The organism is Stenotrophomonas sp. P5_A9 (assembly GCF_056400525.1).
Map to the genome: position 1 here is coordinate 32,553 of NZ_JBFULC010000029.1, position 14,544 is coordinate 47,096.

Annotated in this window: 10 protein-coding genes; 4 read left to right on the top strand and 6 right to left on the bottom strand. The window is 65.8% G+C overall.

Annotated elements, in window-relative coordinates; translation table 11 throughout:
- Positions 1-50: 50 nt before the first annotated feature.
- Positions 51-869: a hypothetical protein gene (locus AC1DR7_RS11075; protein ID WP_478076489.1), complete on the top strand. Its 819-nt coding sequence runs from the start codon at positions 51-53 to the stop codon at positions 867-869.
- 622 nt (positions 870-1,491) lie between these two features.
- Here the strand turns inward: AC1DR7_RS11075 and AC1DR7_RS11080 are convergent.
- From AC1DR7_RS11080 to AC1DR7_RS11100, 5 genes are all read right to left on the bottom strand, one after another.
- Positions 1,492-3,906 carry an autotransporter family protein gene (locus AC1DR7_RS11080; RefSeq protein ID WP_478051791.1) on the bottom strand — a complete coding sequence of 805 codons (2,415 nt, stop codon included), beginning with the start codon at positions 3,904-3,906 and terminating at the stop codon, positions 1,492-1,494.
- Positions 3,907-4,503: 597 nt separating this feature from the next.
- Positions 4,504-6,315, bottom strand: a complete 1,812-nt coding sequence (gene lpdA / locus AC1DR7_RS11085) for a dihydrolipoyl dehydrogenase (RefSeq protein WP_478051790.1) — start codon at positions 6,313-6,315, stop codon at positions 4,504-4,506.
- Between the two features lie 17 nt (positions 6,316-6,332).
- Entirely contained in the window at positions 6,333-6,980 is a 648-nt protein-coding gene (locus AC1DR7_RS11090; protein ID WP_457320946.1) for a hypothetical protein, read from the bottom strand.
- Positions 6,977-8,491, bottom strand: coding sequence for a dihydrolipoyllysine-residue acetyltransferase (gene aceF, locus AC1DR7_RS11095; RefSeq protein WP_457320947.1), 1,515 nt, complete (start codon positions 8,489-8,491; stop codon positions 6,977-6,979). Before aceF ends, AC1DR7_RS11090 begins: the two co-directional genes overlap by 4 nt.
- A 105-nt stretch (positions 8,492-8,596) precedes the next feature.
- Positions 8,597-9,118: a DNA-deoxyinosine glycosylase gene (locus tag AC1DR7_RS11100; RefSeq protein WP_478052194.1), complete on the bottom strand. Its 522-nt coding sequence runs from the start codon at positions 9,116-9,118 to the stop codon at positions 8,597-8,599.
- Between the two features lie 192 nt (positions 9,119-9,310).
- On the opposite strand from AC1DR7_RS11100, the gene AC1DR7_RS11105 reads away from it, so the two are divergent.
- The 3 genes from AC1DR7_RS11105 to glpK all read left to right on the top strand — a co-directional run bounded on the left by AC1DR7_RS11105 (position 9,311) and on the right by glpK (position 13,615).
- The gene (locus AC1DR7_RS11105; RefSeq protein ID WP_256777566.1) at positions 9,311-9,943 is read left to right on the top strand and encodes an OmpW/AlkL family protein; all 633 of its coding nucleotides are present in this window, start codon (positions 9,311-9,313) and stop codon (positions 9,941-9,943) included.
- A 646-nt stretch (positions 9,944-10,589) separates the two neighbouring features.
- A complete protein-coding gene (gene glpD, locus AC1DR7_RS11110; protein WP_478052664.1) occupies positions 10,590-12,077 on the top strand; it encodes a glycerol-3-phosphate dehydrogenase in 1,488 nt (495 codons plus the stop codon).
- Positions 12,078-12,115: 38 nt separating this feature from the next.
- Positions 12,116-13,615 (top strand): glycerol kinase GlpK, encoded by a 1,500-nt coding sequence (glpK, locus tag AC1DR7_RS11115; RefSeq protein ID WP_457318533.1) that lies wholly within the window; start codon positions 12,116-12,118, stop codon positions 13,613-13,615.
- Positions 13,616-13,698: 83 nt separating this feature from the next.
- Here glpK and AC1DR7_RS11120 read toward each other — a convergent pair whose 3' ends face one another.
- Positions 13,699-14,493 carry a MetQ/NlpA family ABC transporter substrate-binding protein gene (locus tag AC1DR7_RS11120; RefSeq protein ID WP_457318532.1) on the bottom strand — a complete coding sequence of 265 codons (795 nt, stop codon included), beginning with the start codon at positions 14,491-14,493 and terminating at the stop codon, positions 13,699-13,701.
- Positions 14,494-14,544: the final 51 nt, after the last annotated feature.

Consider the following 14,544-nt stretch of genomic DNA (forward strand, 5'->3'; position numbering starts at 1 on the left):
ACTGGGCAGAGTGTCGGCACATCAATGAACCACTGCAAGGACACACACCGATGCGCCTGACGCTTTCCCTCCTCGCCCTGCCGCTGGCCATGGCCGCGCTGACCCATGCCAACACCGCCAGCGCTGCCGAGGGCGATGACCGCTTCGCGCTGCGCCTGGGTGCGATGAACATCGATTCGGACAACACGATCCGCGGCAACAGCAACGTGGCCGGCCAGGACGTGGGCTTCTCCGAAGACTTCAAGCTGGGTGGCAAGGAATGGGAACCGCGCATCGACGGCATGTTCCGCATCAGCGACCGTCAGCGCCTGCTGTTCAACTACTTCAAGTACGACAAGGACCGCCGCGAGACGCTGGATGACGGCGTGAGCTTCGGTGACGTGTCCGTGCCGGCCGGCAGTTTCATCAAGGGTGAGCTGAAGTATCAGGTTGCCAGCCTGGTGTACGACTACTCGGTGGTGGATACCGATACCTTCGATCTCGGCCTTCAGCTGGGTGCCGAGTACGCCAAGGTGAGCACGAAGGCCTATGCCGACGTGGGTGATCTGTACCAGGGCCGTTTCCTGGATGAGAAGGCCGACGGTGTGGCGCCGGTGGTGGGTGCGCGCATGAGCTTCAACCCGTCCGAGAAGTGGATGATCACGGTGCAGGGCCAGTACCTGAACACCAAGTGGGGCAACTTCGATGATTACGACGGTGACCTGACCCGCGCCAATGCGATCGTGGATTACCGCCTGACCAAGAACTTCGGCCYGTTCGCCGGCTACGACTGGTTCAAGCTGGACGTGGACCAGAGCGGCAGCGACGGCACGATCGGTCTGAAGCAGGAGTTCAAGGGCCCGGTGGCAGGCGTCAGCTTCGTCTTCTGAGTTTTTCCAGGCGATCTCTCCGAGCGCGGCCCCCGGAACATCGGGGGCCGCGTTTTTTTGTGTGCCTGATCAGGGTGGAGCAAGGACCGGCTGGTCGAGTGTCGGGTGCGGATACCCTGGCCACGCTCCGGTAGCCGCTGGGAGGAGCGCGTCGGGTCGACGCTTCGCGGCGCCGCGATGCTTCCCWGACCGCAAGACCTTCTCTGCCCAGCGTTGGCTTCGGTAGCCCACAGCCGCTTCAAGTCGTCTTTGCGCAGAAAGATGGTCTGCAAGGGGCCTCCACACATCAAAGGCCGCATTCCTGTCCATCGCTGCGGCCTGGATACGTTCTCAACCGGCCCTGCCGAGAAGCGCGAAGAAAGGGCGAACGTCAGCGCGGCGGCGTCCTCGACCGACCCATAGCGCGTGCCTGCGCGATGGGTCGACCACCACGGTGGCGAACGATGCCCCTTCTGGATCGCAAACGCATCCATCGCGAACCCGTACGTCCGATAGGTCTGTCTTCTCGACAACCACAAATCTGGCGGGGGCGGCCGTGCCCCTTTCCCCCAGATCAGGACGGGGCAAGAACGCAAAAAAAGGCCGGCAGACGCCGGCCTCTTCCCCGCCTTCAATCAGGCCGTTACCAGCTGTAGCTCATGCCGAGTTGTGCGCTGGTCTGGTGGTAGCCGCTGGCCTGCTGACGCGCCAGCCCGGTCCAAGCGCCAAAGCCGTTGGCGAACTTCAACGAAGCACCCGCACTCACTTCCGCGCGCGTACGCGGAATCCGTGCGTCCGCGCGCTCATCGTCCATCCACACCTGGGATTCGGCGCGGGTGTATAGCCAGTTGGCGGCGATGTAGGGCTGCACATCGGCGGCGCCGTTGCCCCAGCGGGTCACGCCGGACAGCCGCAGACCGGCACGGCCGTACAGGCCATCGGCATCCTGCGTGGTCACCACCGTACCATTGGCTTCGGTGTGGCGCAGGTCGTCCCAGCGGTTGTAGCCCACCTGTAGCGTCGGCTCCAGGAAGATGCCGCCGGTCGGGTTACGCGAGACCCGGAAGGCGTAGCCGGTTTCGATTGCGCCCTGCCAACCGCGGGTGTCGTAGCGCTCCATTTCAAGCGCCACACCCTCCACGCGGTTGCGGAACTGGGCGCGCTGTACCGAGCCGTCCAGGTAGAAACCGGCGTAGGTATCGTCGGCATTACCGGCCCGCCACGTGCCATATACACCGAGCGCTTCGCCCTTCACCTTTCCACGTGCGTAATAGCCGCTCAGGGCATTGGTGGAGGTGCTGGTGGCATTGCCACTGGAGAGCATCAGGCCCGCGCTGCTGCCGCTCTCGTTGCGCCACACATCTGCGCCCACGCTTATCGACTGGCTGTTGCCACGAACGTCCAGCTGCTGGCTGATGGCATCGAAACCGGTGCGGGCGCCATCCACACGCGCCCAGCCACGGCCGCTGTTCTGGCCCGCGTTGCGCTCGTGGTAACCCAGTCGGAACATGGTCTGTGTTGCCTGCAGGTTGGCCAGGTAGGCACCCGGTTCCGGGCGCAGCACGGGCACCGGCGGATCGACGGGCGGATCGACGGGCGGATCGACGGGCGGGTCAACTGGCGGATCGACCGGCGTGCACCCCGGCAGCGATGGATCGACATCGCAAGGGTCCGGCGTGGTCGGGAGTTCCGAGCGTAGGACCCAGTTGTTACCGTTCTTGAACAGGAAGTACTCGTACTGGCCACCCACCGCACGGCCGGCCAGGTCGAACTGTCCATTGGATGTGCCGCCCACGGTGATCAGTTGGATGCCATTGACGGTCTGCGCACCGGCCCCGCCCACGTTGTTGACGCGAACGTTGGTCTGGCCGCTGGTGTCGCCGCCGATGATCAGCTTGTCAGAGGGAGCGTCATCGCCTGCGAGCACGGTGTTGAACACCAGCGTGCCGCCAGCGCCGGTGAAGTCGCCGGACACGTTGAGCGTCTGGAAGGCAGTGCCCTGCCCGAGGGACACGATGCCACCGCTGCCAACATTCAGCGAGGCAACATCGCTGTTCTTGTTAAGCTGCCACTGGCCGCCCTGGCTGATCGCCACATCCATGGCGCCAGTGATTCCACCGATGAGGGCTGCATTGTCTGTCAGCGCTAGCGAACCGGTGGTTCCCGCCCCTGCGCGGATATCCCCGGCCAACCGGCTGTCGTCGACCATGACGTCAGCATGGACATTGAGCGCGGGATTTGCGGTGTTTCCAGTGATATCAATCAGCACGCCGTTGCCTGCGATGAGCTCGGCATTGTTCCGCAGCGTAATGTCCACGTCGGTGTCGTTGGCGAAACTGGAACCAATGTAGATCGCGCTGCCGGAGAGGCCTTCGATGCGTGAAGCATCCACCGTGAGGGTGGAAGCCTGGGGCGTAAAGCCTGCGAGCTGATTTGATGCAAGGTATGCACCATGAAGGTCACCCCGCACGGTGGATCCATTCTGGGCGGTGACACCGCCAACTTCCAGCTGCAGCCCCACGCCATTACGGGTCCCGCCTGGCAGGCTTGCGTCTATGGTCCCCGTCATAGTTGAACTGGACAGTGTCAACTGGCCGTAACCATTTACCAGCGCTCCGGCTCCAACACCCTCAACGCTTGAGGAGTCCAGGCTCATGGAAGACAGGGACGCTGCAGGGCCAGGCAGTAATGTTCCCAGCGACACCCCAAAGCCGGTGCCGTTACGCACGTTGCTGCGGGTCATGACCGCGCTGGAGTTGACGACGCTCAACACGGCGTCCCCGTCGATGTTGCCCGCAAGCTGCGCATCCGTGGCCGTAAACTGGCTTTGATCGCGTATCGAAACAAAGCCGGCAGCCGCGCCAGGTTGAAGGATCAGCGTCGATCCATTGAACACATCCCAGTCCTCGCTGGGGTCGGCTGCTGTCACCGTTCGGGAGGCGCCGTCCCTGACCACGCCAGCTTGTGCAGGTGCAGCAATGCACAGCAGAAGTGCCGTTGAAAGAAGACACGGAGCGAGTGGGGCGTGAACGAGGGCACTGGAGGCAGGGGCTTTCATGAACGTTCTCCGGGGTCGGGGGATAGCACACGGCCACTCAACTTCCATCGCAATCGCAACGCTCAGTCAGCGTGGCTACGGAAGGTGGGCGTAGTTGGCCACCCCAGGTGGTGAAAGATGTGTGACCAGCTGCTGGTTTGAGTTGTGATTCGAGTCGCATCACAGCGAGGGGGTCGAACTTTGCACCGTGCCGGTAGTCGCGGTCCATGCAACAAATTGCAATGAGAGCTGTGGCTCGTTGTCGATCGCTCGCGTTGGCCCGCCGTTTGCCGGATCCCGCACCGGTAAAATAGCCGCGCCGCCCAAGCGACAGTGAGCGGATCACAGACTTCGACCGGGGGAAGAGCCGCTCGCGGCCGGGGGACATTTGCGCCAGGGGCGTACCGGCTGCTACCGGGCCCTCACGCTCGCGACCAGCCCGATCGGAGATGCCAAAACAGCCTGTGCACCCGGCCACCCGGGTAGCGTCGTGCTCACGCGGCGACGGCCTTGCAACAAGACACTCCCCCAAGTGGGAGAAGAACCAACAAAAAACCCCGGCTTTCGCCGGGGTTTTTCGTTGCAGCAGCGTCACCACCCATGGCGGCGACCCGCCGGTTACTTCTTTTTCGGCATGTACAGATCGGTGATCGTGCCGTCGTAGATCTCCGCCGCCATCGCCACCGATTCGCTCAGCGTCGGATGCGCGTGGATGGTGTGACCGATGTCTTCGGCCTCCGCACCCATCTCGATCGCCAGACCGATCTCGGCCAGCAGATCGCCGGCGTGCACGCCCACGATCGCGCCACCGACGATACGATGGGTTTCCTCGTCGAAGATCAGCTTGGTGAAGCCCTCGGTGCGACCGATACCGATCGCACGACCGCTGGCCGCCCACGGGAACTTGGCCACGCCCACCTTCAAGCCCTTGGCCTTCGCCTCGGTCTCGGTCACGCCCACCCACGCGATTTCCGGGTTGGTGTAGGCCACCGACGGAATCACCCGCGCCACCCACTCCTTCTTCTCGCCCGAAGCCACTTCGGCCGCCAGCTTGCCCTCGTGCGTGGCCTTGTGGGCCAGCATCGGGTTGCCGACGATGTCGCCGATCGCAAAGATGTGCGGCACGTTGGTGCGCATCTGACGGTCCACCGGGATGAAGCCACGGTCGGTGACCTGCACGCCCGCCTTCTCGGCGTCGATCTTCCTGCCGTTCGGCGAACGGCCCACGGCCACCAGCACGCGGTCGAAGGCGCTTGCTTCCAGGCCCGGCTTCTCGCCGTCCACTGCCGCCTCGAAGGACACCGTCACGCCGGCCTTGTCGGCCTTGACGTCGGTCGCCTTGGTCTTCAGGTAGACCTCCACGCCCTGCTTCTTCAAGCGGTCGGCCAACGGCTTGACCAGGTCCTTGTCGGCGCCCGGCATCAGCTGGTCCATGAACTCCACCACCGTCACCTTGCTGCCCAGCGCGGCGTACACCGTTGCCATTTCCAGGCCGATGATGCCGCCGCCGACCACCAGCAGCTTGCCCGGCACGTCGGCCAGTTCCAACGCATCGGTGGAATCCATCACCCGCTTGTCGTCCCACGGGAAGTTCGGCAGCTTCACCGCCTGCGAACCGGCGGCGATGATGCACTGCTCAAAGCGCAGCAGCTGGGTCTTGCCGTCGTCGCCGACGATCTCCAGCTCGTTGGCCGAGACGAACCTGGCAAGGCCCTGCACGGTGCGCACCTTGCGCTGCTTCGCCATGCCGGCCAGGCCCTTGGTCAGCTGGGTGACCACCTTTTCCTTGTAGCCGCGCAGCTTGTCCAGGGTGATCGTCGGCTTGCCGAACTCCACGCCGAAATCACCGGCGTGGGCGACTTCGTCGATCACCGCCGCCGCATGCAGCAGCGCCTTGGACGGGATGCAGCCGACGTTGAGGCAGACGCCGCCGAGGCTGGCGTAACGCTCGATCAGCACCGTGTCCACGCCCAGATCGGCCGACCGGAAGGCGGCGGTGTAGCCGCCCGGGCCCGCGCCGAGCACCACCATCTTGCATTCGATGTCGGCCGGCTTGCCCGAGGACAGCGCCGGCTGCGGTGCGGCCGGTTCGGCCGGGGCGCGGTGCGACGGGGTCACCGGCGGCTTGCTGGCCGATGCCTCGGCCTTGGGCGCGTCGGCCTTGGCCGGTGCGGCCGGTGCGGCGGCCTCACCTTCGGCCTCCAGCAGCAGCACCACGTCGCCTTCGGAGAGGTTGTCGCCGAGCTTGACCTTGATTTCCTTGACCACGCCGGCCGCCGAAGACGGCACTTCCAACGTCGCCTTGTCCGATTCCAGCGTGACCAGGCCCTGGTCCTTCTTCACCGTGTCACCCACGGCGACCAGCAGTTCGATCACCGGGACACCGCTGTAATCGCCGATGTCGGGAACCTTGATTTCAATTGCGGCCATTGTTGTTCTCCTGGGACTCAGCCGGCCTTGCCGGCGAGCAGTTGCTGCAGTTCGTCGAGCGACTCGTCCAGATCTTTCCAGCGACGGTCGAGCTTCTTTTCCTTGGTGTCGCTGGCTTCGATCAGCAGCGCCACCTGTTTCATCATCAGCCTGCCGCTGCCGCACTCCGGGCGCGGGCCACTGAAACGCTGCCCATCCACCTGGAAGGACAGCACTTCACCGTCCAGCACCGCGGCCTTGCGATCAACCGGCACCGCCGCATCGAGCGCGGCTTGCCAACTGCGCAGCAGCCGCTGCGCCAACGCGGCCGGAATGCTGACCTGGTACTGGTCCGGCGACTGGTCCACGCGCAGTTCCAGGCCGCCACCACGGGCGCTGTTGTTCCAGTTGTACACGCGCTTGTCGGCGCGGCTGAAACGCAGCGTCCATTCCGCTTCCTGGGTACCGGGCAGCAGCGCCACGCCGGTCTCGACCCCGCTCTTGGGCAGGGTCACCAACGACAGCGCCGGCTGCGCCTTGCCCTCGAACAGGGTTTCCACTGCCTGGCCATAGTTGCCAACGGCCGGCGGCCAGCCGCGCCCCAGGCCGGACGCGCATTCCGCCGCGACCGCCTGCGACGCCGGCAGCACCGCCAGCATCAGCATCACTGCCAGGCGCTGCCTCACAGCAGGACGCGCCGCATGTCGGCCAGCACCTGGGACAGGTAGGTGGTGAAGCGCGCGGCCAGCGCGCCGTCGATCACGCGGTGGTCGTAGCTCAGCGACAGCGGCAGCATCAGCTTCGGCGCGAACTCCTTGCCGTTCCAGACCGGCTGGATGGACGACTTGGACACGCCGAGGATGGCCACTTCCGGTGCATTGACGATCGGCGTGAACGCCGTGCCACCGATGCCGCCCAGCGAGCTGATCGAGAAGCAGCCGCCGCTCATGTCGGCCGGGCCGAGCTTGCCGTCGCGCGCCTTCTTGGCCAGTTCGCCCGATTCCTGCGCGATCTGCACCACGCCCTTCTTGTCGACGTCGCGGATCACCGGCACGACCAGGCCGCTCGGCGTATCGGCGGCGAAACCGATGTTGAAGTACTTCTTCAGGGTCAGGTTCTCGCCGCTGGCATCGAGCGAGGCGTTGAACTCGGGGAACTTCTTCAGCGCCGCGGCGCTGGCCTTGACCAGGAAGGCGAGCATGGTCAGCTTGATGCCGGCCTTCTCGTTTTCCTTGTTCAGCGCCACGCGCAGGGCTTCCAGCTCGGTGATGTCGGCCTGTTCGAACTGGGTGACGTGCGGAATCATGGCCCAGTTGCGGGCCAGGTTGGCGCCGGAGATCTTCTTGATCCGCGACAGCGGCTGCACCTCGACCTCGCCGAACTTGCTGAAGTCGACCTTCGGCCAGGCCAGCAGGTTCAGGCCGCCGCCGGCGGCAACGGAGCCACCGCTCGCTGCGCCGCCACCGGTCAGGGCGGACTTGACGAACTTCTGCACGTCGCCCTTGGTGATGCGGCCGCCCTTCTCGGTGCCGCTCAGCTGGTTCAGGTCCACACCCAGCTCGCGGGCGAACACGCGCACCGCCGGGGAGGCATACGGCACCTTCTGCGGCAGCACACTGTCGGCATTGAACTGCACCGGCGGGCTGCTCGGGGCACCGGCGGACGGTGCGGCAGCGGCAGCGGCCGGGGCCGGCTGGGTCGCCTTGGCGGCGGCCTGCTCGATATCGCGGGCGGCCAGCTTGTCCGGCTCGGCGGTGGTGGCGACCGGCTCGACCTTGGTCGCGGTCTCGGCCGCTTCGGTCTTGGCCGCCGGGGCCGGCGCAGCGGCAGCGGCCGGCTGGGCCTGGCCTTCGCTGACTTCGATCAGGGCAACGACCTTGCCCTCGGACAGATTGTCGCCAACCTTGACCTTGATCTCCTTGACGACGCCGGCCACCGAGGACGGCACTTCCATCGTGGCCTTGTCCGATTCCAGCGTGACCAGGCCCTGGTCCTTCTTGACGGTGTCTCCAACGGCGACCAGCACCTCGATTACCGGGATATCGCTGTAGTCACCGATATCGGGGACAAGTGCTTCCTTGATTTCGGCCATGGGGATAACTCCGGCAATCTGGTGTAGGGAATCGCCTATTGTGGGGGCAGGAGGCGTCAGCGCCAACCGGCTGGGCGAACTTTTGCGCCCCCTGTCCCGGGACAACCTGTTGCAGCGGCCTGCTTTGCCCGGCTTGCGCTTGGTACAGCACGAAGCAGTATTTTCCAGTCGGTACCGTATTGTCCGCCGCCGCGCGCCGGAGTCAGCCGCTTACGGCCGCCGTGCATCGGCCAGCGGTTGCCATGCCGCCTGCAGCTTCGGCAGCGGCCAGGCCGCGTTGGCCGGGCTGGTGGAGGGCAACGACCAGATCGCCAGCGGCCGGCCGGTCTGCGCCAACGTCGGCGCGACGAAACGCTGGAAGGCCTGGTGCGCGGTACCACCATTGCAGGCGACCGCGCGCAACTGCGGCAACGTGGCGATCAGTGCGCCCAGCGCATTGGGCACTTCGCTACCCCGCACGATCGACGCATCCAGGCTGCCACGTCGCCGGCACTGGCCGATGACATCCCACAGGCCGACGCCGCTGGCATTCAACGCGGCGATGCGCGTTGCATACGGCAACGCCGCATCGACACCACACAACACCTGCATCAGCGGCCAGAAACGATTGCGTGGATGGGCGTAGTACTGCGCGGCCTGCAGCGATGCCAACCCGGGCATCGAGCCCAGCACCAGCACACGACAATCCCCGGACACCTGCGCGGGAAAGCCGATGCAGGTCGATTCTTCCATCACATCTCCACCAGGTGCATGAACATCCTCCAGCGTAACAATTGCCGATTTTGCAGGGCTTTTCTGCTGTTCGCTGAACGGAACAAACTAAATTTTAACGCGCGTCGGATTCGATTCATGTTGTGGGGACTACGTTTGCCTCGCCCCGGAACAACGGGGACCAGAACAAAAACATCCTGAGGAGATTCCCCCATGCGCTCCATCCGCACTTTGACCCTGGCAACCCTGACCGCACTGGCCTTCGCACCGGCCGCATTCGCGCAGGACTCCACCACTGATACCGCGTCGGGCAAGCATTTTGCCGTGGTCGGCGGCGTCTCGCTGCTGCAGCCGAAGAACGATCCGCTCGACGGCGTGCGCAAGGTGGACGGTGGTCCGGCCCCGACCCTGAGCTTCAGCTACTACATCAACGACAACTGGGCCGTTGAGCTGTGGGGCGCTGCCGACAAGTTCGACCACCGCGTGCGCGGCACCGACGGTGCGCGCCTGGGCACGGTCGAGCAGCAGCCGATCGCGCTGAGCGGCCAGTACCACTTCGGCCAGGCCGACAACGTGTTCCGTCCGTTCGTGGGCGCGGGTTACTACGAGTCCAACTTCAGCAATGAAGACCTGGCCAGTGACGTGGGCCACATCGGTCTGAAGACCGCCAAGGGCGCGATCGGCACCGTCGGCGTGGACATGAACATCAACAGCACCTGGTTTGCCCGCGCCGATGCCCGCTACATGCATTCGCGTCCGGAACTGACCGTCAACGGTGACAAGACCGGCGACAAGGCCAAGCTGGATCCGTGGACCGTGGGCTTCGGCATCGGCGCCCGCTTCTAAGCGCCAGCCACACGCGTTCAATGCAGTACTCAACGGGCCCCTCGCGGGCCCGTTGTCGTTTTCGGGCTTCGCTGTCGTCGGATCTTGGATGAGCCGCGCCACTGCGCAGATCGAATTCGCCGGATCGCTCGCCCGTACTGGCTGAACTGGCATAGGTGGGTTGGCGGGCCCGTTACCCGCTTGCTCGCGTACGCAATCCCGCGCACGCGGCAAGGCCCGGGTTGGGCGTCCTGCCCAACCCGCCCAACGCATGCGTCGGGCCCATGCGGGGCACGGTCCCGCCAGCCCACCCATACCAGTCCTAGACAGTTGGCCGGTCGCCATACGAAGAGCAACCCCAAATCCGCTTGTCGCCTTGCCAAGGCCACCGCCGAACTATCGACGGGCAGGGGCCTGTGAGTTTGCAGGACCGTGCCCCGCATGGATGCGGGGAACGAGCCCCCAAGGATGGGTTTACGGCGTGTCCTGCAAACTCACAGGCCCCTGCCCTGCCTGGATAGCCGGCGCACTGCCTTTGGCCTTTAGCTTTCGGCCTTTGCCTCGAAAAAACAAAAAAACACCTTTCATTCGCCCTTGTCCCGCCACCCCCGATACTGCGGGCATCGCACTACCGGGGACGGGGATGGAAGGAACCGGAACGGAACCGATGCTCGACCTGCTGGTCATCGGCGGCGGCATCAATGGCGCCGGCATCGCCCGGGACGCGGCCGGCCGCGGCTGGTCGGTGTGCCTGTGCGAACAGGACGACCTTGCCGCGCACACCTCCAGCGCCAGCACCAAACTCATCCACGGCGGCCTGCGCTACCTGCAGTACGGCGAGTTCGGCCTGGTCCGCAAAGCCCTGCGCGAACGCAGCGTCCTGCACCGCCTCGCCCCGCACCTGGTCGTCCCCACCGAGTTCGTCCTGCCCCAGGCCCCGCACCTGCGCCCCGGCTGGATGCTGCAGGCCGGACTGTGGCTGTATGACCACCTCGGCCACGCTGGCGCCGCATTCCCGCGCTCGCAACGACTGGACCTGCGTCGCGACCCGCGCGGCGCCGTGCTGCAGCCCGGCTTCCGCAGCGGCTTCAGTTACGCCGATGCCCGCGTCGACGATGCCCGCCTGGTGCTGCTCAATGCGCTGGACGCCCACGAACGCGGCGCGCAGATCCGCGTGCGCACCCGCTGCGAACAGCTCATCCGCCACCGCGATCACTGGTGGGCGGTACTGCGTAGCGCCGATGGCAGCGTGCAGCGGTTGCGCGCCCGCGCCGTCGTCAACGCCACCGGACCGTGGGCCGGCAATCTGCTCGAACGCGCCGGCATGGATGCGCCGATCGGCCTGCGCCTGGTCCAGGGCAGCCATATCGTTGTACCGCGCCTGTACGCGCACGACAGCGCCTACCTGCTGCAGCAACCGGATCAACGCATCGTATTCGTGCTGCCGTTCGAACAGGACTTCACCCTCATCGGCACCACCGACGTGGATTACCACGGCGATCCTGCGCAGGTACAGGCCGCCGACAGTGAGGTCGCCTACCTGTGCGAGGCGGTCAACCGCTGGCTGCGCGTACCCGTGCAACCGACCGAGGTGGTCTGGACCTACAGCGGGGTCCGCCCGCTGCTGGCCGACCACCATCATGAGGCGGCCAACGTCACCCGCGACTACCGCCTGCAGCTGGACGCCAGCCAGGCGCCGCTGCTCAGCGTGCTCGGCGGCAAGCTCACCACCTACCGGACCCTCGCCGAAGAAGCGGTCGACCAGCTTGGGCCGGTACTGGGACGCAGCGAACCGGCCTGGACCGCCAGCGGGCCTACCCTGCCCGGTGGCGATGGCGGCGATGCGCCCACCGTGCTGGCGCGCCTGCAGTCGCTCTATCCGAACCAGCAGGCGACGCTGCTGGCGAGCCTGGCGCGGCGCTACGGCACGCGCGCGTCCACCTTGCTCGGGTCGGCGACCACGCCGGCGCAGCTGGGCACGCATTTCGGTGCGGGCCTCTACCAGCGCGAGGTCGACTACCTGATCGGCCACGAATGGGTACGCCAGCTCGACGACCTGCTCTGGCGACGTACCTGGCTGGGCCTGCGCCTGGACGCAGCGCAACGCGACGCGCTGGCGCAGTACCTGCAGCACCGCCTGGCGGCGATGGCGTAGGCTGTGGCGTCACCTCGATTCGTCGTACGGAGCAAGGCATGGACAAGCAGTACGTGCTCGCCATCGACCAGGGCACCACCAGTTCCCGCGCGATCCTGTTCGATCGCAGCGGCCGCATCGTCGGCAGTGCACAGCGCGAGTTCGCCCAGCTGTTTCCGGCACCGGGCTGGGTCGAGCACGACCCGCGCGAGATTCTCACCAGCGTCTATACCACCCTGACCGAGCTGCTCAACCGCGAGCAGGTCCACGCGCGCCAGATCGCCGCCATCGGCATCACCAACCAGCGCGAAACGACCGTGGTCTGGGACAAGGCCACCGGCCAGCCGATCCACAACGCCATCGTCTGGCAATCGCGGCAGAGCCATGCCATCTGCGAACGGCTCAAGGCCGAAGGCCACGAACCGCTGGTGCGCGAGCGGACCGGCCTGCTCATCGATGCGTATTTCTCGGCCACCAAAATCCGCTGGATCCTGGATCACGTGGACGGTGCGCAGGCCCGCGCCGAACGTGGCGAGCTGCTGTTCGGCACCATCGACAGCTGGCTGGTGTGGAACCTCAGCGGTGGCACCACCCACGTCACCGACTACAGCAATGCCGCGCGCACGCTGCTGTTCAATATCCACACCCTGGACTGGGACGAGCAGCTGCTGCAGCTGCTGGATATCCCGCGCGCGATGCTGCCGCAGGTGCGCAGCTCCAGCGAGGTGTATGCCAGCACCCAGTCGCAGTTTTTCTTCGACCAGCGCATCCCGATCGCCGGGATCGCGGGCGACCAGCAGGCGGCGCTGTTCGGGCAGGGCTGCTTCGAACCGGGCATGGCCAAGAACACCTATGGCACCGGCTGTTTCATGCTGATGAACACCGGCAACAAGGCGGTGGTGTCCAACAACGGGCTGCTGACCACGCTGGCATGGGGCATCGACGGGCGTGTCGAGTACGCGCTGGAAGGATCGATCTTCGTCGCCGGCTCGGTGGTGCAGTGGCTGCGCGACGGGCTGCGCATGTTCGGCAAATCCAGCGACTGCCAGGCCTATGCCGAACGCGTGCCCGACACCGGCGGGGTCTACCTGGTGCCGGCCTTCGTAGGCTTGGGCGCGCCGTACTGGCGCAGCGATGTGCGCGGGGCGATGTTCGGCCTGACCCGAGGCACCAGCAAGGAACACTTCATCCGCGCGGCGGTGGAATCGATGGCCTACCAGACCCGCGACGTGCTGGCCGCGATGCAGGCCGATGCCGGAATCGAACTGAAGGAGCTGCGCGCTGATGGCGGTGCGATCGGCAACGACTTCATGGCGCAGTTCCAGAGCGACATCCTGGGCGTGCCGGTGGTGCGCCCGCAGGTGGCTGAAACCACTGCCTTGGGCGCGGCCTACCTGGCCGGGCTCGCCACGGCGTTCTGGGGCAGCCGGGAAGAGATCGCCGCGCAGTGGGCGGTGGACCGGCGCTTCATGCCGCAGATGGCGGTGGACCAGCGCGAGGCGCTGTACGCCGGCTGGCAGCAGGCGGTACAGGCCACGATGGGGTTCCGGGTGGGGTGACGCCGCACGCGGTGTCGATCATTGCCGCGCTGGTAGCTCGCGACCGGCGGTAGGGGCCGACCGTGGGTCGGCCCGCCGTTGGATCAGAACGCCGGCAGAACCGCGCCCTTGTACTTTTCAGCGATGAAGGCCTTCACTTCCGGGCTGGTCAACGCCTTGGCCAGCTTCTGCACGCGGGCATCGTCCTTGTTGTCCGGGCGGGCGACCAGGAAGTTCACGTACGGCGATTCCTTGCTTTCGATCGCCAGTGCATCCTGGGTCGGATTGAGCCCGGCATCCAGTGCGTAGTTGGTGTTGATCAGGGCCAGGTCGACCTGGTCGAGCACGCGCGGCAGCATCGCCGAATCCAGCTCGCGGAACTTGAGCTGCTTCGGGTTGGCGATGATGTCGCGCTGGGTGGCCAGGGCGTTGGTCGGATCCTTCAGCGTGATCAGGCCGGCCTTGTGCAGCAGGATCAGTGCGCGGCTGTTGTTGCTCGGATCGTTGGGAATCACCACGTCGGCGCCGGTGGGCACTTCATCGAGCGACTTGAAGCGGCGCGAGTACGCACCGAAGGGCTCGATATGCACGCCCACGACCTTGACCAGATCGGTCTTGCGGTCGCGATTGTAGGCGTCCAGGTACGGCTCGGTCTGGAAGTAGTTGACGTCCACCTGCTTCTGCACCAGCTGGTCGTTGGGCTGCACGTAGTCGTTGAACACGCGCACGTCCAGCTCCAGGCCTTCCTTCTGCAGGATCGGCTTGACCACCGCCAGGATCTCAGCATGCGGCACGGCGGTGGCGGCCACCACCAGCTTCTGGGAATCGGCGTTGGGCTTGCCGCAGGCGGACAGGGCCAGCGCGGCGACAAGCAGCGGGAGCAGCAGGGTCTTCTTCATGGGGGGCGGTATCCGGGGCATCGATAGCGCCCAACCATACCGTACGCCCCG